This is a genomic window from Methylocapsa sp. D3K7 (genome assembly GCF_029855125.1).
In the GTDB taxonomy this organism is placed as follows: Bacteria; Pseudomonadota; Alphaproteobacteria; order Rhizobiales; family Beijerinckiaceae; genus Methylocapsa.
Genome location: NZ_CP123229.1, coordinates 1,896,217 through 1,915,054, shown reverse-complemented (window position 1 = coordinate 1,915,054; position 18,838 = coordinate 1,896,217). Strand labels below are relative to the sequence as shown.

The 18,838-nt window shown below is 56.6% G+C and carries 17 protein-coding genes and 1 tRNA gene; 14 read left to right on the top strand and 4 right to left on the bottom strand.

Annotated elements, in window-relative coordinates; translation table 11 throughout:
- Window positions 1–436: 436 nt before the first annotated feature.
- The 8 genes from QEV83_RS08710 (at window position 437) to QEV83_RS08675 (ending at window position 8,208) form a co-directional block, all read left to right on the top strand.
- Complete coding sequence (locus tag QEV83_RS08710) at window positions 437–706, top strand: hypothetical protein (protein ID WP_280130803.1); 270 nt, start codon at window positions 437–439, stop codon at window positions 704–706.
- A gap of 707 nt (window positions 707–1,413) precedes the next feature.
- Window positions 1,414–1,722 (top strand): hypothetical protein, encoded by a 309-nt coding sequence (locus QEV83_RS08705; protein WP_280130802.1) that lies wholly within the window; start codon window positions 1,414–1,416, stop codon window positions 1,720–1,722.
- Window positions 1,723–2,072: 350 nt separating this feature from the next.
- Window positions 2,073–2,810: an acetoacetyl-CoA reductase gene (gene phbB / locus QEV83_RS08700; RefSeq protein ID WP_280130801.1), complete on the top strand. Its 738-nt coding sequence runs from the start codon at window positions 2,073–2,075 to the stop codon at window positions 2,808–2,810.
- A 715-nt stretch (window positions 2,811–3,525) separates the two neighbouring features.
- The gene (locus tag QEV83_RS08695) at window positions 3,526–3,867 is read left to right on the top strand and encodes a phasin family protein (RefSeq protein WP_280130800.1); all 342 of its coding nucleotides are present in this window, start codon (window positions 3,526–3,528) and stop codon (window positions 3,865–3,867) included.
- Window positions 3,868–4,130: 263 nt separating this feature from the next.
- Complete coding sequence (locus QEV83_RS08690) at window positions 4,131–4,718, top strand: phasin family protein (protein ID WP_280130799.1); 588 nt, start codon at window positions 4,131–4,133, stop codon at window positions 4,716–4,718.
- Window positions 4,719–4,880: 162 nt separating this feature from the next.
- Window positions 4,881–5,543: a nucleotide exchange factor GrpE gene (gene grpE, locus QEV83_RS08685; protein WP_280131007.1), complete on the top strand. Its 663-nt coding sequence runs from the start codon at window positions 4,881–4,883 to the stop codon at window positions 5,541–5,543.
- Window positions 5,544–5,572: 29 nt separating this feature from the next.
- A complete protein-coding gene (locus QEV83_RS08680) occupies window positions 5,573–7,192 on the top strand; it encodes an Hsp70 family protein (protein ID WP_280130798.1) in 1,620 nt (539 codons plus the stop codon).
- A 461-nt stretch (window positions 7,193–7,653) separates the two neighbouring features.
- Entirely contained in the window at window positions 7,654–8,208 is a 555-nt protein-coding gene (locus QEV83_RS08675; protein WP_280130797.1) for a hypothetical protein, read from the top strand.
- Window positions 8,209–8,386: 178 nt separating this feature from the next.
- Here QEV83_RS08675 and QEV83_RS08670 read toward each other — a convergent pair whose 3' ends face one another.
- Window positions 8,387–9,424: a beta-propeller fold lactonase family protein gene (locus QEV83_RS08670; protein WP_280130796.1), complete on the bottom strand. Its 1,038-nt coding sequence runs from the start codon at window positions 9,422–9,424 to the stop codon at window positions 8,387–8,389.
- Window positions 9,425–9,608: 184 nt separating this feature from the next.
- Here QEV83_RS08670 and QEV83_RS08665 point away from each other — a divergent pair, with 184 nt between their 5' ends.
- Window positions 9,609–10,454, top strand: a complete 846-nt coding sequence (locus QEV83_RS08665) for a DUF2189 domain-containing protein (protein ID WP_280130795.1) — start codon at window positions 9,609–9,611, stop codon at window positions 10,452–10,454.
- Between the two features lie 245 nt (window positions 10,455–10,699).
- On the opposite strand, the gene QEV83_RS08660 is transcribed toward QEV83_RS08665, so the two are convergent.
- Window positions 10,700–10,963, bottom strand: a complete 264-nt coding sequence (locus QEV83_RS08660; protein WP_280130794.1) for a hypothetical protein — start codon at window positions 10,961–10,963, stop codon at window positions 10,700–10,702.
- A gap of 1,158 nt (window positions 10,964–12,121) precedes the next feature.
- On the opposite strand from QEV83_RS08660, the gene QEV83_RS08655 reads away from it, so the two are divergent.
- The 3 genes from QEV83_RS08655 to QEV83_RS08645 are packed head-to-tail and all read left to right on the top strand — an operon-like array spanning window position 12,122 to window position 14,739.
- Window positions 12,122–12,529 (top strand): DUF3489 domain-containing protein, encoded by a 408-nt coding sequence (locus QEV83_RS08655; protein ID WP_280130793.1) that lies wholly within the window; start codon window positions 12,122–12,124, stop codon window positions 12,527–12,529.
- Window positions 12,483–13,016: a DUF2924 domain-containing protein gene (locus QEV83_RS08650; RefSeq protein WP_280130792.1), complete on the top strand. Its 534-nt coding sequence runs from the start codon at window positions 12,483–12,485 to the stop codon at window positions 13,014–13,016. Before QEV83_RS08655 ends, QEV83_RS08650 begins: the two co-directional genes overlap by 47 nt.
- Window positions 13,003–14,739, top strand: a complete 1,737-nt coding sequence (locus QEV83_RS08645) for a recombinase family protein (RefSeq protein ID WP_280130791.1) — start codon at window positions 13,003–13,005, stop codon at window positions 14,737–14,739. Before QEV83_RS08650 ends, QEV83_RS08645 begins: the two co-directional genes overlap by 14 nt.
- A gap of 206 nt (window positions 14,740–14,945) precedes the next feature.
- Here QEV83_RS08645 and QEV83_RS08640 read toward each other — a convergent pair.
- Together QEV83_RS08640 and moeB are read right to left on the bottom strand one after the other, a co-directional pair.
- Window positions 14,946–15,019 (bottom strand) — tRNA-Gln (locus QEV83_RS08640).
- Window positions 15,020–15,140: 121 nt separating this feature from the next.
- Window positions 15,141–15,935, bottom strand: coding sequence for a molybdopterin-synthase adenylyltransferase MoeB (moeB, locus tag QEV83_RS08635; protein WP_280130790.1), 795 nt, complete (start codon window positions 15,933–15,935; stop codon window positions 15,141–15,143).
- 197 nt (window positions 15,936–16,132) lie between these two features.
- Between moeB and QEV83_RS08630 the strand changes: the two genes are divergently transcribed.
- Both QEV83_RS08630 and QEV83_RS08625 read left to right on the top strand, forming a co-directional pair.
- Window positions 16,133–18,340: a CHASE3 domain-containing protein gene (locus QEV83_RS08630; protein ID WP_280130789.1), complete on the top strand. Its 2,208-nt coding sequence runs from the start codon at window positions 16,133–16,135 to the stop codon at window positions 18,338–18,340.
- 190 nt (window positions 18,341–18,530) lie between these two features.
- A complete protein-coding gene (locus QEV83_RS08625) occupies window positions 18,531–18,764 on the top strand; it encodes a hypothetical protein (protein WP_280130788.1) in 234 nt (77 codons plus the stop codon).
- Window positions 18,765–18,838 lie beyond the last annotated feature (74 nt).

Here is an 18,838-nt window from a genome sequence, read left to right as displayed (position 1 = left end):
AATCGTCGATGCCTGTGTCCCCGCCTTCGGTTGGCCAAGCGAGGTTGCGGATCGGTGACGCATGGAAAACAGCTAAGCCGGTAGCGGAGAACGATCAGATTTGAGGGCTATGTAACTTTGTTGCGCCCTAGCTTCGACGCGAGACCGACTCGCTTTTCCTCAATAATCGAGTGATCCACGATCGGGCAAAAATGGGATGCCGAAAGACAATTCGTTGAGTCAAAAATTAGGGATGGGGATTGTGCCAGGACGCTGAAGCGGATTGATGCGAGAGGGCCGCGTCTGGCGCGAAGCGGTCCAGCTTTTTCGAGATCGAAGTTTATTCCTCAGGCCGCCTCCATCTACACCGGCCGGCTGTGGCGTGATGCCGCAATGCACAAGGCGCGTGTTTTCCTAGGTTTAGAGCGAAAATTGCTTGATCTTAGCTTAGTGATTCTTGGGTATTTTCTGGTTACTCGAAGTTGTTGCTTTCCTTTTTTTCTTGCGCAGTGCAGCAATTTACCACATTTTAACGGTGGCCTCGTTGCTTCGCCGTCTAGCCCGAGGAAAATCGTCCGCGACGGCTATCGAGACAACTTCGGGAGTAACAGTATTGGGTGAGATTCTTGAAATCGCCAGTTTCGTTGGCACGCCTCTTGGAGCTGTTTTAGCGATTGGCGCTGCTGCGAGCCTCTATTTTTTCGGTCGGTGGGTGCTCGCAGATTGAGCAGCGCCAAACCATGCGGATCGGACTGGTTAAGCCGCGAAAGTTGATAATGTTCAATCCCGCAAAGAGCCTTCTCCGATCACCAGAACTAGCTGTCGCGTAGCGCGACAGCAATTTATTGACCGGACTTTACCATGATGGCCGAATGCCTATTCGGAAGATCGCGATGGCTGACACCGCCTGCTGCGATGCCGATGTTGAAGAACGTGAAAAGATAACTGAATCACAGATTGGCGCTCACCGATCCTCAACACTTTTGCCGACGACCGCGACGAGGTCATGTGATTTGGTAGCCAATTCCGGTCTGCCAAATCCGGACCGCCGGTGAAATCACGAACTGCCATAAGCATTGGCGGAAGATATCAAGCCGTTGAATGTGGCATTGACGCGGCTGCTAGCTGCTACAGTGGTTTCATTTGAAACAGAATCGTAAATCGTCAATGCCGCTTATCGGGCTGGGACCCGGTTCACGTGCTCTTCGCCGTAGTGGTTCGTTACATTCAAACCCAGCCGCCCGAGCGCAACTACCGAAAAACCCGCGCCGAGTCAGATCAAATCCTTAACTGAATCGGCCCTGCGTCTTGCTCAATTGGCTTTTTGCGCGCGGAGTTGGGGGGTTAGGCCGCACGCGCACTGGAGTATGAGTTATGAGGCCGACGAAGCGAAAAGCGCGAAATTTGTACGACAGAGCAGAATGGCACCGCCGGTTGGACGAAAAAGATAGGATATTGGCTAAGGATGTATTTGAACTTTGGATGGCGGGCCTGATTGATCTCGACCTGTGTATTCGCATCGAGCGAGCGATTCGCAAAAGGCGTGCAGCTATTAACACTATTTGGACACCAGACCCCACAACCGGCAGAATGACTTACGACGCCACTGCAGACGACAGCGCCCATAAACGCGAAAAGTGGGGAGTTGGATGCGACCCCGACGCCGTCTCTCCAAGCGAGGCAGAGCTAAATGCACCCCGCCTCTGGCTCACGATGACCCCGGACAACATTCCTTGGATTTGAGCTACGTCAACGCGTTTTTGCTTGCAATTCCGACTTTGGTGCCTGGCCCCGAAAGCGAGGCGATAACTTTCGGCTTTTCCGGCACAGGGCGGCGGAGAACTAGAAAAACCTGTCCCCGGATTTTCCCCGGACTTAAACGGCGCTTACCTGCGCCCAAACGTCTTATGTGACGCCGAAAAGACCGATATTTTCAGCAATGGCGTCAAGCCCCTCATCGACATGACCTTCCCCACGATCAAACGCAACGCCACAAAATAACCCTTGATCAGCGGTCCCCATCCAGACATGACAATGCCCTGACCGCAAGTTCATGACTAATTGGCTTCGGCAATAAGACAGGGAGGATATTCATGCGCGTTGCAGTAATCACGGGTGGAATGGGCGGGCTTGGCGATTCGATCAGCGCGAAAATGCACGCGGCCGGCTACCGGGTTGTGGTCACCCATTCGCCGAGCAATACGAAAGCAAAGGACTGGATCTCCGAACACAAGGCCAGCGGTCGCGAATTCAGTGCTTACCCGGTCGACGTAGCGGATTTCGATTCCTGCAAGGAGTGCGTCGCACGGATTGCCGAAGAAGTCGGACCCGTTGATATTCTGGTCAACAACGCGGGTATAACCCGCGACACCACGTTCAAGAAAATGAGTAAGGGCGACTGGGATTTGGTCATACGCACCAATCTCGACTCGGTCTTCAACATGACCAAACAGGTCATGGATGGCATGGTCGACCGCGGCTGGGGGCGTGTCGTCAACGTATCCTCGGTAAATGGCTCAAAGGGGGCATTCGGACAAACCAACTATTCAGCCGCGAAGGCCGGAATGCACGGCTTCACCAAGGCGTTGGCGCTCGAGGTTGCGCGCAAAGGGGTTACCGTCAACACCATCTCGCCTGGGTACATCGGCACCAAGATGGTCATGGCGATCCCGAAGGATGTGCTCGATACGAAGATTCTGCCACAGATCCCGCTTGGACGCCTCGGCAAGCCCGAAGAAATTGCAGGTCTTATCATCTACCTATGCTCGGACGAGGCGGCGTTCGTGACCGGTGCCAATATCGCGATCAACGGCGGCCAACACATGCAGTAGCTGCAAGGGCGTGTCAATCCTGTGTGGCCCCCTTTGGATGCAAGTTTTTTCTTCGGGTTCGGACATGTGATCAGGCGCTTTCGTGTGTTCGGCCTCATGATGCGGCTGTTCACACGACGTGTGGACTCAGATCGGGTCCACATCGGCCTTGCGCGTTTGACTCGGGTTTTACCAGCCACGCCGCATCAAGACTAGCGACGAAGCGCGCCACGTTCTCGTACGTCGGCGCGGATGGGACCTCCCAGAGGATGGAAGAGTTCTTCCATTATGGCGTGATGCAAACCGGCCGAGACATGAAAAAGCTCTTTCAACGTCGTACACTTTCTCCCCTCAGCGAGAATCCACCGAGCCTTCCGGGCATTGGCGCTGCGTCACTGCTGCGTAAGCCGGACTTTGTTACGTGCTCAGGTGGCACTGAGACAGAGACTTGAGCGCGCATTTCGAATTCTTAGATGAAGCGCTACGGTCCGCCTGTTTGCGTGTCGCCCACGGCTCGGGCTGGTGCTTACGTTTACGTGCAAGAATTCAACGATACGCGTCACTATTTGGCAATGTCACAGAACTTTTGTGCCGCGGATTTTTTGTTGCGACGCAATGTCCGGTTGACGTGATTGTGCACTGCAGGATAAGCCAAAGAGTGACCCAAAATCACGTTCCTAGATGAGCCGCGTCGAGCCAGAGACGGCCGCCGCATCCACAGATCAACGGAGTTTAAATGGCCTACTTGTTTGATGGTTTCCAGAAATTCGGCAAAGAGCACCTTGAGGCCGTGGCCAAGTCGACCTCTTCCCTTGCCAATAGCTGGCAGACGATCGCCGCAGAATCGAGCGACTACTCGAAAAAGTCGATCGAGAACGGTTCCGCTTTCTTTGAAAAGTTGCTCGGCGCAAAGTCTTTCGAAAGCGCCATTCAGATTCAGTCCGAGTATGCCAAGACGTTTTTCGAGGGGCTCGTTGGGTATGTAACGAAAACGGGTGAACTCTATTCCAACTTGGCCAAAGAGGCATTCAAACCCATCGAAACGGCGATCACCAAGGTGCAAGCCGTCAAAGAGTAGGCTGCGGCTACCGAAGTAGGGCGGAGCCCAATCTCGAACACAAAAGTCTCAGACCGGAGTTGACCCGTATCGGCAAACTGAGGGGCTTAGACTTCTCCGGCCACATTGGGGGGAACTTGCTGCCCGGATAGTTGTCTCTTTTGGCAGCACTCTGCTGGGCACCTGTCCATTTCTTGGCTGGTCATATGACTCGTGTGCCAAACGAATATGTTCTGCGAGCTGATTCGGCTCGCAGACTTCAGCAATGAATAGGGAAAAATGCTATGGCCAAGGCAGAGGTCGACAAACAGGCTGAGGCCAAAGACAATCCCAGGCCCCGGGCCAGAGCAATTCCCAGGTCTAAGACGAGCGAGGCGAGGGCTAAACCCAATGAGGGCGAAGTGACTGTGGCCGCGATAGATGATTCGGCTGTGAAAGAAACCGTTGCCAAAACCAACGAAACGGAAGCGGTGGAGATGAGGGAATATGCCGGGACTGAGACCGAGCAACTCGTAAGACAAGATGTAAGAACTGAGAGCAACGTTGATGCCGTGGCCGTCCAAAAAATTGGCACGGAGCAACTCGAGTCAAATCCCTCTGCCACCTCGTCTTATCTCGATACGCTCCAAGCGATCGCCGCCGAAGCGAGCGATTATTCGAGACAGTCGCTGGAGAACCATTCTTCTTTCGTTACAAAACTGTTGGGTGCGACGACATTCGAAAACGCCATTCAGGTTCAGTCGGAACATGCCAAGGCGTCTTACGCGAGCTTCATGGCCTTTTCGATGAAAATGGCCGAATTCCGAGCCGGCCTCGTCAAAACGTTTTTCGAGCCGATTGAAACCGCGATCAGGGCGGCAACAAATAGGTAAGTCTTGTGCGCAAGCAGGCTCGTTCGCGCCTGCAGACCTGAGGCCGATCGTGCGGTTTACCTATGGCCGGTCTCGGCGTCACACGAGCGGCAGACCCAAGCTTACCACGAGCCTCTAACATTGCGTTCTCATGCCTCATGAGGGAACTTTTCCTTGCCCGCTATGAAGCGTCCAGATCTGGATAGTACGGAAACAGGTTCTAAGGAGGTCGTAAATGACGCCGCCATCTTTTCTAACCCGTCATCGTCTGTCGTAATCGACGAGGAGAGCGACAGTGAGGCAGATAGCGCACCGAATTCTCAGGATGATTTGTCCGCGCTGCTGTCGCATTTGGAAGCGCGGTTGCTCGATGCCTTCAATCAAAAGCTCGCGTTTGACAACTTCAAAGAAAAACAGATCGATCGTCTACATGAAGAGCTTCAAGGCTATAAAAGCGACTTGCTCCTGAAAGCCGCGCAGCCCTTAATCGCCGCCATGATCAAGCTGCACGCTGGTGCCGGCCGTCTAATCATCGGAATCTCGCAGGAGGATCCAACCAAGCTAACAGCTGAACGGATTATCGGCTTCTTTGATAATTTTCGCGACGAGATTGCCGATATCCTCGCAGCGCGGGGGGTCGAGATGTTCCTGACTGCTGTCGGTGAGCAATTCGATGTGCGGCGACAGTCTTCTGTCGGGACTGTGGAAACATCGAATTTAGCGTTAGCAGGTCGCGTTGCCGAGACCGCGCAACCCGGATTTGAGCTGGGCTCGACCGTGCTGAGCAAGGAGAAGGTCAAGATTTACTCAGCCACTTGCTCCGGTGCTGACGAACCGAAGTCCTGACCAGGTTAGACACCCGAATGGAGTCTCTGATGGAATCGAAACTAGTCTTCGGGATAGATCTTGGAACGACATACTCGTGCATTGCCTACGTCGACGAACATGGCCGACCAGTCGTCGCCCCAAACTCCGAAAACGCCCTCACCACCCCCTCTGTCGTCTATTTTGAGTCTGCAGACAACATTGTCGTCGGTCAGATCGCCAAAGACACCTCCGAGGTCTATCCAGATCTGGTCGTGCAGACGGTGAAGCGCCACATGGGCGAACCTAATTGGTTGCGTTGCCTTCATGGAAGGGACTACCGACCGCAGGATATCTCCGCTCTGATTTTGAGAAAGGTTGTTGGCGATACAGAGCAGGTGCTTGGTCAAAAGATCGAAGATGTCGTGATCACCTGTCCGGCCTATTTCGGCAATGTAGAAAAAGAGGCGACACGGCAAGCCGGGACGATTGCGGGACTGAACGTCCGCTTTGTCGTGCCCGAACCTATGGCCGCCGCCTTTGCCTATGGAATGGATGCCTTGGAAGGCCAGACGATTATGGTCTACGATCTCGGGGGAGGCACGTTTGATGGAACCTTGCTTCGGGTACCTGGCACAATTCTATCGACCGTCGGCGACCTCAATCTCGGCGGGAAGGACTGGGACGACGATCTCCTGACATTTTTCACTCAGAAATTCCAAGTGATTACCGGCGTCTCGCCTGACGACCTCCTCGCCGATCTGCAGATCTGGCAGGAGCTAACGAATGAGGCCGAGAAATGCAAAATGGCTCTCTCGTCCTGTAATTCTTATAAACTGAGAGTCAAATACGGCCTTCATAATGTGGCCCTTGAAGTGACCCGAGCCGACTTTGAACAAATCACACGTCACCGGCTCGACCGCACGATTGAAGAGACTCAGATCTTATTTGAACGAGGCCGCGAGCAAGGGGTTTTGATCGAAACCATCTTATTGGTGGGTGGTTCGACGTTTATGCCCCAGATAGAAGCACGATTGAAGCAGGAATTTCCATCGTGCAAGTTGCTCCGCAGGGACCCGAATCAAATCGTTGCCAAAGGGGCCGCGCTCATCGGTTACAAATATCAAATTGATGAAGAAATCGAGAGACTAATGACGCCCGGAGTGAGCCGGGATCAAGCCATCGAGACAGTTGCGAACGCCACCGGGATGACGCCCAAGGCCGTCACCCTATTGAACAAAGCTGTCCTCAGCACGGTTTCAGCCAAAAGCTTTGGCGTGGAGATATTTAATAAGGAGAAAAACAGGGACGAGGTAATGAATCTCATTCAAGCGGATGATCCTCTGCCAATCAATGTCACTCGTGCGGTTTACACCGTTGTTGATCGACAAACTCGCGTCATTATAAATGTCGTGCAGAATAAGCACAGAGTGACTGGGGAACAGCATGTCGTGCCTACAGACGAGTGCGAGGAAATTGGCTCAGCGGAGGTCGTTTTCAAAAACCCGCTGCCGGCAAACTCCCAGATAGATGTCACCTATACCCTCGACCTTGATGGTATCCTAAAAGTCGAGGCACTCGATGTGACTACCGGCGCCAGGGCCGTTGGCGCATTCAAGTCCGGCGCCTTGTTGTCGGCCGATCAATTGGCAGAATCGCGCAAGAACGTTATGGCTATTGGTGTAAGTTGAAGGTACTGCACTGCCAACAGCTGCTGGAAACAACAACGGGTTTGTCTTGGCAGCAAGGCCGCTTTCACCAGGAAGGGTCGACCGTTCCTAGTTCCAGATCAGCTGCCGGATAGACTGCTCTACGCCGAGCCGTTGCGGCGTGCACATGTTGCATGAGGTCTGGTCCCGCTCATTGGCTGCGGCAGTCGCTTTCCTCAATTTTTTTAATTGCAAGGCTGCACGTCAAAACTGGCTTAAATTGCTGCCTAGCACTGTGCCCCGTTAAGAACAAATGGGGATATATTGATAGCGGGAAAATAGACCAACTAAAGCGTGACTAGAACATGGAGTTTGGGATTTCGCGGGCCTCCGTGCTCGCAAAGCTCATTCCAGCTAGTTTACGAATTCTCGTCAAAATACCTCGCGCTTCCAATCTATATGTATCTGGAGTTTCATGGCTCACTGATTTGGAGGGCATGACCATGGGCATCAAAAATCTTATCGCCGACCTGATCGCCCGGTTTAGTAACACCCCCGGCTCACGTCTTTCATCCCCCGACGCCGTTGCGGAGGTCAGCGCAGCGCATGAAGCCGGCCGGAAGGCCGGATATGAGGCGGGCCATAACGAGGGTTATAAAGGCGGCAGAGATGCGGGACATGAGGCCGGCCACGCGGAGGGATTTGAGGCGGGCCGGAAAGTTGGACACGAGGCCGGCTACACAGAGGGCTGTGAGGCCGGCCAAGAGGCGGGCCATGAGACCGGCTACGCAAAGGGGTACGAAGCTGGCCGGCAAGCGGGACACGAAGCCGGCCACGCGGAGGGATTTGAGGCGGGCCGAAAGTTTGGACATGAGGCCGGCCACACAGAGGGGTACGAAGCCGGTCGGGAAGCAGGCAATGAGGCCGGCTATGAAAGGGGCTATGAAAGGGGCTATGAAGAAGGCTACCGGAAGGGCTTAGAGGCCAGGACTCCGCCGCCACAATCGGATTCGCCTTCGCAAATGGGACCACCACCGCCCGGAACGTTGTTGGAATGATGGAAGTGGCATCCCGCGCTGGAACGTTACAACAGCGCTCCTAGTAACGCCTGTCCCCGGATTTTCCCCGGACTGAAACGGCCGTTACCTGCGCTAAACGTCTTATATGACTCGAAAAGACCAACATTTTTAGAGGGAGTTGCTGGTACTGCGAGAGAGGATTGAACTCGCCTCTCCCCTACCAAGGGAACTGCCATCCCAGAATGGCGAAGGCGATGGCGCTGGGCGACACCCCGACGACGACGGGCGTCCCAGGATGGTTGGTCGAGGTATGGATTGGAATGAGCAAATTGGCGCCGCCGGTCACGTAGAGCGTCTTGCCGTCCGGAGTGATGGCGAGCGTGAACGGCTGATGCGGGACCGGAATGGGGGCGCCTGCCGTGTTGGTGGCCACCCGGATCGGTGTCACGGTGTCGCCACCAGAGTTGAGGACGTAGAGCGTCCGTCCGTTGGGTGTGACGGCCATGTCAAAGGGCTGGTGGCCTACTGGGATGGCGGGCAGGACTGTGTTGGTCCGGACGTGGATCGGAGTCACGGTGTCGTCGCCTTGGTTGGAGACGTAAGCCGTCTTGCCATTCGGAGTGACGACGATGGCGACGGGTTGATTGCCGACCGGAATCGGCGGTCCTGCCGTGTTGGTCGGCACGTGGATCGGAGTCACAGTGGAATCGTTGAGGTTGCCGACGTAGAGCGTTTTGCCGTCGGGGGTGATGGCGGCGGAGTTCGGGAACCCCCCGACCGGGATGGCCGGCCCGGCGGTATGGGTCGATACCTGGATCGGTGTGACGGTGTTGTCCGTGGCATTTACCGTGTAGACGGTCCTGCCATTGGGTGTGATCACCACGCGGGCCGGTACGTTGCCAACCGGGATGTCGGCCAGTGGGCTGTTGGTCGAGACGCGGATCGGCGTCACCGAGGCCGAACTGGTGTTCCCGACGTAGACGGTCCTACCGTTGGGTGTCACGACCATCGCGAACGGTTCGCTGCCAACCGGTATCGGCGGAAGGGCCGTGTTGGTTGCCGTGCGGATCGGGGTCACAGTGTTAAGCACACCGTTGGGGACATAGACCATCTTGCCATTGGGCGTCACCGCGATCGACTGCGCTCCGCCCCCGATTACGACGGGTGAACCGACGGTATTGCCGACCGTATCCACCGGCGTCACCACGCTGGCAGCAACTGTGCCGGATACCACGTACGCGATCACTGCGCCCATTCCGACCTCCCAACGCCGACCTTCGAATTGTGACGGCTTCACGTTCTCTCCACCTCAGGGGCGACAACTTCCGCACGAGAGCGTATGGTGTCTAAAAATACAGCTCGCGGTTCCGCATGACCAGCAGCGATGCAGAGCTTTGCGACCTCGTGACCGCTTGTTACTCGGTTTGGGAGGAACGCCAATGTCACAGTCTAATGTGATCACCGGTTCGGATTCGGCCCCGGTCTATCGTGTGCGCAAGATCGGCCCAGGGGACCTCAAGGACGCTTTAGCCAAAGGTCTCGCTGATTTCTCGGCGAAACCTTCGCACCTCGTTTTTTTGGGTCTCATCTATCCTCTCGTCGGGATCGGGCTTGTTGTCGGCGCGTCTCCGCAGTTGATCTTCCCCCTTCTATCAGGGTTCGCTCTCATTGGCCCCTTTGCGGGAATTGGCTTATATGAGATAAGCCAAGCGCGGGAGCTTGGCCTCGACACCTCGTGGAAACATGCATTCGCCGTGGTGCGCTCGCATGCGATATTCCCCATCCTCTCGCTCGGCCTCTTAATGCTGGTGATATTCGGGTGCTGGCTCTTTGCGGCCCAGGCTCTTTACGTGTCGCTCCTTGGACCCGCGCCGCCTCAGTCGTTCACCCAATTCATCACGACTATCTTCGACACGCCGCAAGGCTGGAAGCTGATCGGATTTGGCACCGGAATCGGTTTCGTCTTTGCTGTGCTGGCCTTGAGCGTGAGCGTCGTTTCCTTCCCGATGCTTCTCGACCGCCCAATCGATCCTGAAGCCCTTGATGTCGGGATCGAGCACCCAGTCGTAACGCCAACAATCGACGTTCCCATCGCCATTCAAACGTCCATCAAGGCCGTGCTCGTGAACCCGTTCACTATGGCGCTTTGGGGATTAATCGTCGCCGGGTCCTTAGCCATCGGTTTCCTGTTGTTTTTTGCCGGTCTCGCGGTCGTGGTGCCCGTTCTCGCGCATTCTACCTGGCATCTTTACCGTAGGGTCGTAGAACCGACCGGCCTTCGGTAAAGGTACATCGGCGCTGGCGAGGGTTTTTGGGCCGGGCAGTTGCGCATATTGCCCAATATAATTTCTCTAGATTATTAACTAAATGCTGCCGCTATTTTATTTAGTTTTTCTTTATTTACCTCTTCCTATTCATATTTTTACTTTTCTCGACACTGGGATTTTTCGGCAAAATGGCCCGGACAAGATAACATCTTGGTCATGGAAATATCTCGTCGGAAAAAACGGCAAAATCGCCGCTTTTGAGCTTATGTGATCCTGGCTATCGCCATCAGACGCAGTGCCTTCCGCATGTCTGTGCGCTGAGGGTATAGGACGTTTTCTACGAAGGGCGTCCAGTTGCCATAGCCCGCGATCAAGTGCTTGCCGGTCTGAATCAAGCAAGCGATAGACTTTCGAGAAAAATCTACGAACTCGAAAATCAGTTTAGCAAAATCGTCTTCAGATGTCGGCACTGTCTCTGGGAGGGTTACTGCTGGTTCTTCGATCTTAGTGTCGATAGGTTTTTGCATCTCGATAACCTTTCAGCCGCAAAAAATTTAAAATGCAGCCGCGATGGGGAAGGACCTGAACTCCGGAGAAATATTATGAGCAAGCGCGTCGCAATAATTTTCGCCGTCCGGTTCGCCGCAGTGGTTATTATCCTCTCGGGGTGTGACACGTGGGCCCGCGCCGATGACGACCTACCCCCGTCTGTTTACCCAGAGCAGGCCGAGCCGGGTGACTGGGCCGCGGACTTCAATGGAGACCTGATCGCCTGTTACAATGGATCGATGAGCACTTGTGACTCGATCTGGTTAAGCAAACGGGTCTTGATGGACACATACCTGTGGCAATATGGGCGGACCTGCGGAAGCCGCGTGGATCTCGACGCGTTACGCAGCGCAGGAGCCTTTCGCTTAGGGGGGCCAGACCTCCACTGTACCGATATTTTCCCGGGGCACGAATGAGCGGGTTATATGTGCGCTCGCTGCATTATCACGAAGGGACGATAGCCGAAGATAAACTCAGTCATCTGGGCCGGACGTTCCACTACCCGGCGGGCGCTCTCCCATTTTGAGAAAGGCCGCTGATGCACAAAGGGCGGCTTGAAGCTTTCACCGATGGGATCATCGCCATCATGGTGCTGGAGATGGAGGTGCCACACGGTTCGGATTTTGCCGCACCGCGCCAATAGCGCCAAGAACGTTTCTGTCTCTGCGGCACAGGGTGGCAGGAAGCTAGAAACACATGTCCCCGGATTTTCCCCAGACTGAAACGGCCGTTACCTGCGCCCAAACGTCTTATATGACGTCGAAAAGACCCACATTTTAAGAGGGTTTGAATGGTGCTGCGAGAGAGGATTGAACTCTCGGCCTCTCCCTTACCAAGGGAGTGCTCTCCCGCTTATGCGCCCTGAGATTAACAGGTGCACTTGGGGGGCTAACACCGTGGGGTTGTGTTGGCGGTGGCCCGGTCAATCGACCGGCCAGGGCTTCCCAACTACGACGCCTCAATCGCACTCTGGCCTCCGAATTCGTCTGGACTTCTGCCGCAAAGGACGCATTGCTAGGGTGCCTGCCGGTGGACTTGGCCAACAGCTGGCACACTGAGGGTTCCCCCGCGATTTGCGGGGCTTTGGGTCGTGCGAGCGCCAGTTCCGGCGCCGTGATCCAAAGGAGCCCAAGACCATGTCGACCCTTTCCATCGAGAAGCCCCAGAACCCCATGCACGCCGCACCCAAAAAGGGGGCCGCCAAATCAAATACGCCGTCCCGACGCAAGGTCTCGTCCACCGCCAAGAAATCACCGCGGACTGTTGTCTCGAAGTCCGAGCGAGTCGCCGCCGCGAAGATCTTACCGAAGACTGATGAAGCAAACTTCGAGCGTGCCACCAAGCAGGAACGCATGCTCACTTTGCTTAGCCGGCCGGAGGGGACGAGCATTGCAGAGATGATGCAGGCGACAGGCTGGCAGCAGCATAGCGTGCGTGGGTTTTTGGCGGGTACGGTGAAGAAAAAGCTCGGATTTTCGCTTACATCAGTGAAGCCCGATGATGGTTTTCGCCGTTACCGCATCGAAACGCGCCGCGGCCGCTGACATGGCCAAGTCGTCGATTGATGTCGCGGAGGTGCTGGCGCGGCTTTCCGCCTCGACGATCTTCGAACTGCGTGGCGAATGGCGGCGGCTGCATCGGACGCCGCCGCCCATGCGGTTGTCCCGTGATCTCTTGATACGCGGCATCACCTACAAGCTCCAGGAAAGGCCGCTCGGCGGCCTTTCCGAATCGATCCTGCGCAAGCTGGAACGCCTTGACCTCGCCTCGGAGGCAAGCGACACGCAAAAGCCCCCACCCCCAATTTCATTAAAGCCCGGCACGCGGCTTGTGCGCGAATGGCGCGGCGTCACTCATGCCGTGCTTGTCCATGCCGACGGCTTTGAATGGAACGGCCGGCGCTATCGGTCCCTCACACTTGTCGCCCGCGAGATCACGGGGGCCCATTGGTCGGGTCCTCGATTTTTCGGTTTGAGGAAGGCCGCAGGCCGCTCAGTCGAGAGCGCGGAGGGCGACCATGCGGAAGCCTGATCGCCCGAAGTCCGGCCAGATTGTTCGTTGCGCGATCTACACCCGAAAATCGTCCGACGATGGGCTCGAGCAGGAGTTCAACTCTCTCGATGCACAGCGGGAAGCCTGCGAGGCTTATATCGTGAGCCAGCGCCATGCCGGCTGGGTTGCACTCCCAGACATGTATGACGACGGGGGCCTTTCCGGTGGCACGATGGAGCGGCCGGCGCTGCAGCGGCTTCTGGGGGACATCACGGCTGGCAAGGTTCAGATCATTGTCGTTTACAAGGTCGACCGCCTGACTCGATCGCTCGCCGATTTCGCCAAGATCGTCGATGTGCTGGATGCCCAGGACGCCTCGTTCGTCTCCGTGACGCAGCAGTTCAACACGACGACCTCGATGGGGCGTCTGACGCTTAACATGCTGCTCTCCTTCGCACAATTCGAGCGCGAGATCGCCGGTGAGCGCATTCGCGACAAGATCGCGGCGTCGAAGGCCAAGGGCATGTGGATGGGCGGCAATGTGCCGCTTGGCTACGACGTTAAGGAACGGAAGCTGGTCGTCAACCAAGCAGAGGCGTCGACTGTCAGGATGATTTTCCAGCGCTACGCCGAGCTTGGCTCGGTCGCGCTGTTGAAGGCAGAGCTCGAGCGGGCCGGCATCGTAAGCAAGCGACGGGAAGGAGCCAGCGGACAGCTTTCCGGTGGCAAGCGCTTCTCCCGCGGCGCGCTTTACCTGATGCTACAGAACCGACTTTACCGCGGCGAGGTCGCGCATAATGAGAAAATCTACCCCGGCCAGCATGAGGCGATCATCGAGCCAGAGCTTTGGCACTCTGTTCAGGACAGACTCGCTGCCGGTCGGCGCGAGCGGTCGATGGCCGTTGGCGCCGAGGCGCCAAGTCTGTTGTCGGGTCTGATTGTCGATGCCGACGGCGCTCGCCTATCTCCGACGCATGCGGTCAAGAAGGGCAGGCGGTATCGATACTATGTCTCGACCGCACTCATCACGGGTAGCCGCTCTGAGCATCCCAAAGGCCGGCGCATTCCGGCGGGCGACATCGAAGGGCTGGTGCTCGACCGCCTGCGCGCGCTCTTCGCGTCCGACGCGGAAATCAGCGACGCCATCGCGCCGCTCGGCCTTGATGCCGCGACCCAACGAGCGGTGATCGAGCGATCAGCAAAGCTAGCGGAGCGCTGGACCACGCTTGCATCCCTCGAGCTCCGCGCACTCGTGCATTCCCTGGTCCAGCAGATCCAGATTGGCGAGGCGCAAATTTTGGTATGGCTCAATCGAACCACGCTCGTATTGAGCGTAATGCCCGGCGCGTCTGCCAAGACAACGGATTCGGATTACATGCCTAGCATTGAACCTTTCGTCCTGTCCATCACCGCAAGTCTTCGCCGAGCAGGAAAGGGCGTCCGTATGGTGATCGGCAACGGCGCCGCGATGGCGATCGACAGCGGCCTTACCTCCCTGATCGCCCGAGCGATGGCAACGCGCAACATGCTCCTTGCGGGCCGTGATGACAGCATTGACGCCATGGCGGCGCGGCTCGGCGTCAGGCGCGATTATCTGGCGGTGCTCGTTCGTCTCTCGTATCTCTCTCCCGAAATCGTTCGCGCGATCCTGGTCGGCCAACAGCCCATCGAGCTGACGCCGACGCGACTCGTGATGCTCTCCAGAAATCTGCCGCACGATTGGCAGGAGCAGCGGCGGCTTCTCGGATTTGCGCCTGCCTGACGCCGCGCCACTCCCACTCCAATGCTCGACATCTGACGGGCGAAAAAGGGCCACAGAGACACAAAGCCCCTTCGCGCGCCTCAGGCCGCGGTTTTGCGTCTCTGGAACCGGACGATGGTGATGGAGGACCCGTAACCGGCCGACATGTCGGATGAATTTCGACGCAAACGAAAAGCCACAAAATCAAGTAATATCAGCTAGTTACGTGGCTGGGGGACCTGGATTCGAACCAAGATTGACGGAGTCAGAGTCCGCTGTTCTACCGTTGAACTATCCCCCACCGTTGACTGGCGAAAGGATGCAAAAAGCCCTTCGCTCGAGGCGCGCCGAACGGAGAAGCGGCCGATGGGAGCGTGGTCTAGTTGGTGGTTCGCGGACTGTCAACGTTAGGCCGCGCCGGGTTAATCCGGTAAGCGCGCGGACGTGGCGGCGGTGCCGTTCAAAGGATTGGCCGGATCCCAGCAGTAACGCACGGTTTCGAAACGCATATTGAGAGCGTCAACGAGCAGAAGCTTGCCGACGAGACCTTCGCCGAAACCAACGATTTCGCGAATGACTTCAAGTGCCATCATCGCGCCCAGAATGCCGGTGAGTGCGCCGAGTACGCCAGCCTCGGAACATGCGGCGACCGAGCCCTCCGGCGGCGGTTCAGGATAGAGGCATTGGTAGGTCGGATTGGCTTCCCCCGACGGGCTTTTTTGATAAGGCCGCAAAACCGTCAGCGAGCCATCGAACGCGCCCACCGCTGCGGTCACCAGCGGGCGCTTTTCATAAAAACATGCGTCGGACACTGTGTACCGCGTTGCAAAATTATCCGACCCATCGGCGATGACGTCGAAGGCCCTGATCACGGCACGGGCGTTATCTGCCGTGAGCCGGGCGCGCAGCGCGGTGACCTTGACGTGCGGGTTCAATCTTGCGATCGCGGCGCTCGCGCTGTCGACCTTGGCACGGCCGATGTCGGACGTGCCATGCAGAACCTGGCGCTGCAGGTTAGACAGCGAGACGACGTCGTCATCGGCAATTCCGATCTCGCCAATGCCGGCCGCCGCAAGATATTGAATGAGGGAGGATCCAAGACCGCCCGCGCCAATGACAAGCACTCGCGCCGCCTTCAGCTTCTGCTGGCCAGGCCCGCCGACCCCATGCAGCACGATATGGCGCGCATAGCGTTCGATTTCTTCTGAAGAGAACATGGCCACGGCTCTGTTGGGGTCATCCAGGAAATTTTATGGAAATGGGCGCGTGCCCGGCGCTACGACATAATATATAAGACCAGGTTCACGCCGTGTCTCGTCCAACAGCAAGGAGCGGCAAGGAGCTTTGACGCTGCAGCAAAGTTGCTGGCGAACGCCAGCCGAAGAGAATGCGCGATAAAATGGAGCCGGCGAAGATGGAACGGATTTCGACCCCTCGCGCCGACATCCTTCCCGCCATTCTCATCGCCGCCGTGCCCCTCGTTTTTCTCGCGGCGATCTCGTTGTACCAGGTTTTCGGTAACGTTCCCGCTGCGCGTTCGGTGCACGAAAAAATTCTCAACTCATTCTTTGTCGTGCGTACCGCGAGTGATCTTTGCGGGGAAATCCAAAGCGCGGAACGCGGCCAGCGAGGTTATATGATCACCGGCCGCGACGACTATCTTGCTCCTTATGAAAAAGCAAAGACCCGCATTCCGCAATTGCTGAGCGATTTGCAGCAAGCCACTTTTGACCGGCCAGATCAGCAGCACCGTCTGCTGAAACTCCAGGCCGATTTAACGACCAAATTGAATGAATTGGCGGAGACGATCACGATTCGCCGAGACAAAGGTTTTGCCGCGGCACTCGCCGTCGTGAACACCGATGTCGGGCAAAAATCGATGGCGGAGATCGAAGCCGATACGACGGAAATCCTGGACGCGGCGCATGTGAGGCTTCAGCAAAGATTAGATTCGGCGGAAGATTTGGACCAAGAGGTGGCGTGGGGCTTTGTCATCGGAAGCGCGATCGCGGCGGTGGCGCTCATCGCCAGCGCCGTTCTTCTTGCCGGGGCCTATCGCAGGGCAGCCGCTTCCAAAACTATGCTGCAAGCAACTCTGGAAAGCGTGCGGGAAGGCATTGTGGCACTTGATGCCGACCGTCGCGTCGTCGCCTGGAATCAGACGTTCAAGCGAATGCTTAAGCTGCCAAAAGGCACAATGCGGTACGGCCACACGCTAAAATCTCATCAGAACCCTAATATCGATAAATTTGAAAGTCATTTCGGCGTCCTCGATGGCGAGGTCCAGCGAACCGGCAAACCAGCCCTTGTCGAGCGCAAGGAAGATGGAAAATCGATTGAGATTTTTCATAGTCCCACGGAGGATGGCGGCTCTGTCACGACCTTACTCGACAGGACCGAGCAGAGACAAGCCGAGGATGCGTTGCGCCAGGCCCAGAAACTCGAAGCGCTTGGCCAGATGACAGGAGGGATCGCGCATGACTTCAACAATCTCCTGACAGTCATTATTGGCGGGACGCGTCTTCTGCAGCGTTCCGTAGGGCAAGACGCGCAGGCGCTCCAGCGCATCGATATGGTGACCATGGCCGCAGAACGTGGCGCGCGGCTGATCCAGCAGCTTCTTGCCTTCGCGCGGCGGCAACCGCTAGAGCCGCAGATCGCCAACCTCAGTGCCCTCATGTCGGAGGTGCTGCCGATGGTGCGGCGGGCGGTCAGTGACAAAATCACCGTGGAATATGTCACAAGCGGCGGTCTCTGGAACACCAGCATTGATCCGACTCAGTTTCAGACGGCCGTCCTAAACCTTGCGATCAATGGGCGCGACGCGATGCCTGAGGGCGGCAAGCTCACAATCGAAGTGGCCAATGCGACGCTCGACGAAGATTACGCGGCCGGCCACCCGGAGGTGGTCCCCGGTCAATATGTGATGTTCGCGATCACCGACACCGGCAAGGGAATGGATGCGGCGACAGCCATGCGCGCCCTCGATCCGTTTTTCACGACGAAGCCTGTCGGCGAGGGCACGGGACTCGGGCTTCCTCAGGTCTATGGCTTTGTCAAACAATCCGGCGGGCATCTGAAAATCTATAGCGAGATCGGCGAGGGCACGACCGTTAAGCTTTATCTTCCCCGCGAATTCGAGGAAGTCTTTTCGCAGCCGCGTCAAACTGCGGCACTCTCGCTCACAGGAACTGAAACCATTCTTTTGGTCGATGACGACGAAATTGTCCGGACGACTGTCGCATCCATGCTGGAGAGTCTCGGCTATGAGGTGATTGAGGCATCAAGCGGGATCGAGGCCATCTCTGTTCTTGAAAAGAACACGGCAATCTCGCTGCTGTTTACGGACATCGTGATGCCGGGACAGATCAATGGCCGCAAACTTGCCGAACGGGCTGCTGACATCAATCCCGCAATCAAAGTCTTGTTCACCTCGGGTTATACCGAGAATGCGATCGTCCATAACAGCCGTCTTGATCCGGGCGTGGAGTTTTTGAGCAAGCCCTATGATCGGGAAAGGCTCGCCAGGAAGGTGCGGCGCGTGCTCGACGGGCCAGCGAAGAACATTGATGGTTCAAAAACCGGCGGTACCGGTGACGCCACCCAAGTCTCCGGGGAATAAGCCAACTCTCCGATGAGCGAAAATTATCCCCAAGAACCGGATTGAGTGCTTAAGCAATCGCCGAAGGCATGATTGGGCATTTTTTTAGTGGGCAGCGACGTCTGGGCTGGATTTATCTGGCAGGATCGTGTTCAAGACAGCTCCGCCTCAACATCGCTTTTCCAATCCTTTGAAATAAGGGCCTCACGGAATGAAAATGAAATCCGCGTTCTTTGTCCTTGCCGCGTCTCTGTCCGTGCCGGCTGCAGCCCTCGGCCAAACACGCGCGCAGGAAGAGCAAGCATGTCAGGATGATGCCTTCCGCCTTTGCCCCGACCAAATCCCAGACGAGACTCAGGTGTATAATTGCATGACGCGCCTAAAAGCCAAGCTCAGCCCGGCATGCCGCGCGATGTTCGCGCCACCGCCTGCCCGCCGCCGCTAGAGCGCTTTCCGATCAGATGGACTCATCTGATCGATAAGGAATCGCTCCAATTCAAAGAGTTGGAGCCTGTTCTG

Bases quoted from the DNA above. Each gene is read 5' to 3' on its own strand.
- QEV83_RS08690 (WP_280130799.1), top strand. From the start codon at position 4,131: ATGGCCAAGGCAGAGGTCGACAAACAGGCTGAGGCCAAAGACAATCCC.
- QEV83_RS08660 (WP_280130794.1), bottom strand. From the start codon at position 10,963: ATGCAAAAACCTATCGACACTAAGATCGAAGAACCAGCAGTAACCCTC.
- moeB (WP_280130790.1), bottom strand. From the start codon at position 15,935: ATGTTCTCTTCAGAAGAAATCGAACGCTATGCGCGCCATATCGTGCTG.
- QEV83_RS08630 (WP_280130789.1), top strand. From the start codon at position 16,133: ATGGAACGGATTTCGACCCCTCGCGCCGACATCCTTCCCGCCATTCTC.
- grpE (WP_280131007.1), top strand. From the start codon at position 4,881: ATGAAGCGTCCAGATCTGGATAGTACGGAAACAGGTTCTAAGGAGGTC.
- QEV83_RS08680 (WP_280130798.1), top strand. From the start codon at position 5,573: ATGGAATCGAAACTAGTCTTCGGGATAGATCTTGGAACGACATACTCG.
- QEV83_RS08695 (WP_280130800.1), top strand. From the start codon at position 3,526: ATGGCCTACTTGTTTGATGGTTTCCAGAAATTCGGCAAAGAGCACCTT.
- phbB (WP_280130801.1), top strand. From the start codon at position 2,073: ATGCGCGTTGCAGTAATCACGGGTGGAATGGGCGGGCTTGGCGATTCG.
- QEV83_RS08645 (WP_280130791.1), top strand. From the start codon at position 13,003: ATGCGGAAGCCTGATCGCCCGAAGTCCGGCCAGATTGTTCGTTGCGCG.
- QEV83_RS08665 (WP_280130795.1), top strand. From the start codon at position 9,609: ATGTCACAGTCTAATGTGATCACCGGTTCGGATTCGGCCCCGGTCTAT.
- QEV83_RS08670 (WP_280130796.1), bottom strand. From the start codon at position 9,424: ATGGGCGCAGTGATCGCGTACGTGGTATCCGGCACAGTTGCTGCCAGC.
- QEV83_RS08655 (WP_280130793.1), top strand. From the start codon at position 12,122: ATGTCGACCCTTTCCATCGAGAAGCCCCAGAACCCCATGCACGCCGCA.
- QEV83_RS08675 (WP_280130797.1), top strand. From the start codon at position 7,654: ATGGGCATCAAAAATCTTATCGCCGACCTGATCGCCCGGTTTAGTAAC.
- QEV83_RS08625 (WP_280130788.1), top strand. From the start codon at position 18,531: ATGAAAATGAAATCCGCGTTCTTTGTCCTTGCCGCGTCTCTGTCCGTG.
- QEV83_RS08650 (WP_280130792.1), top strand. From the start codon at position 12,483: ATGATGGTTTTCGCCGTTACCGCATCGAAACGCGCCGCGGCCGCTGAC.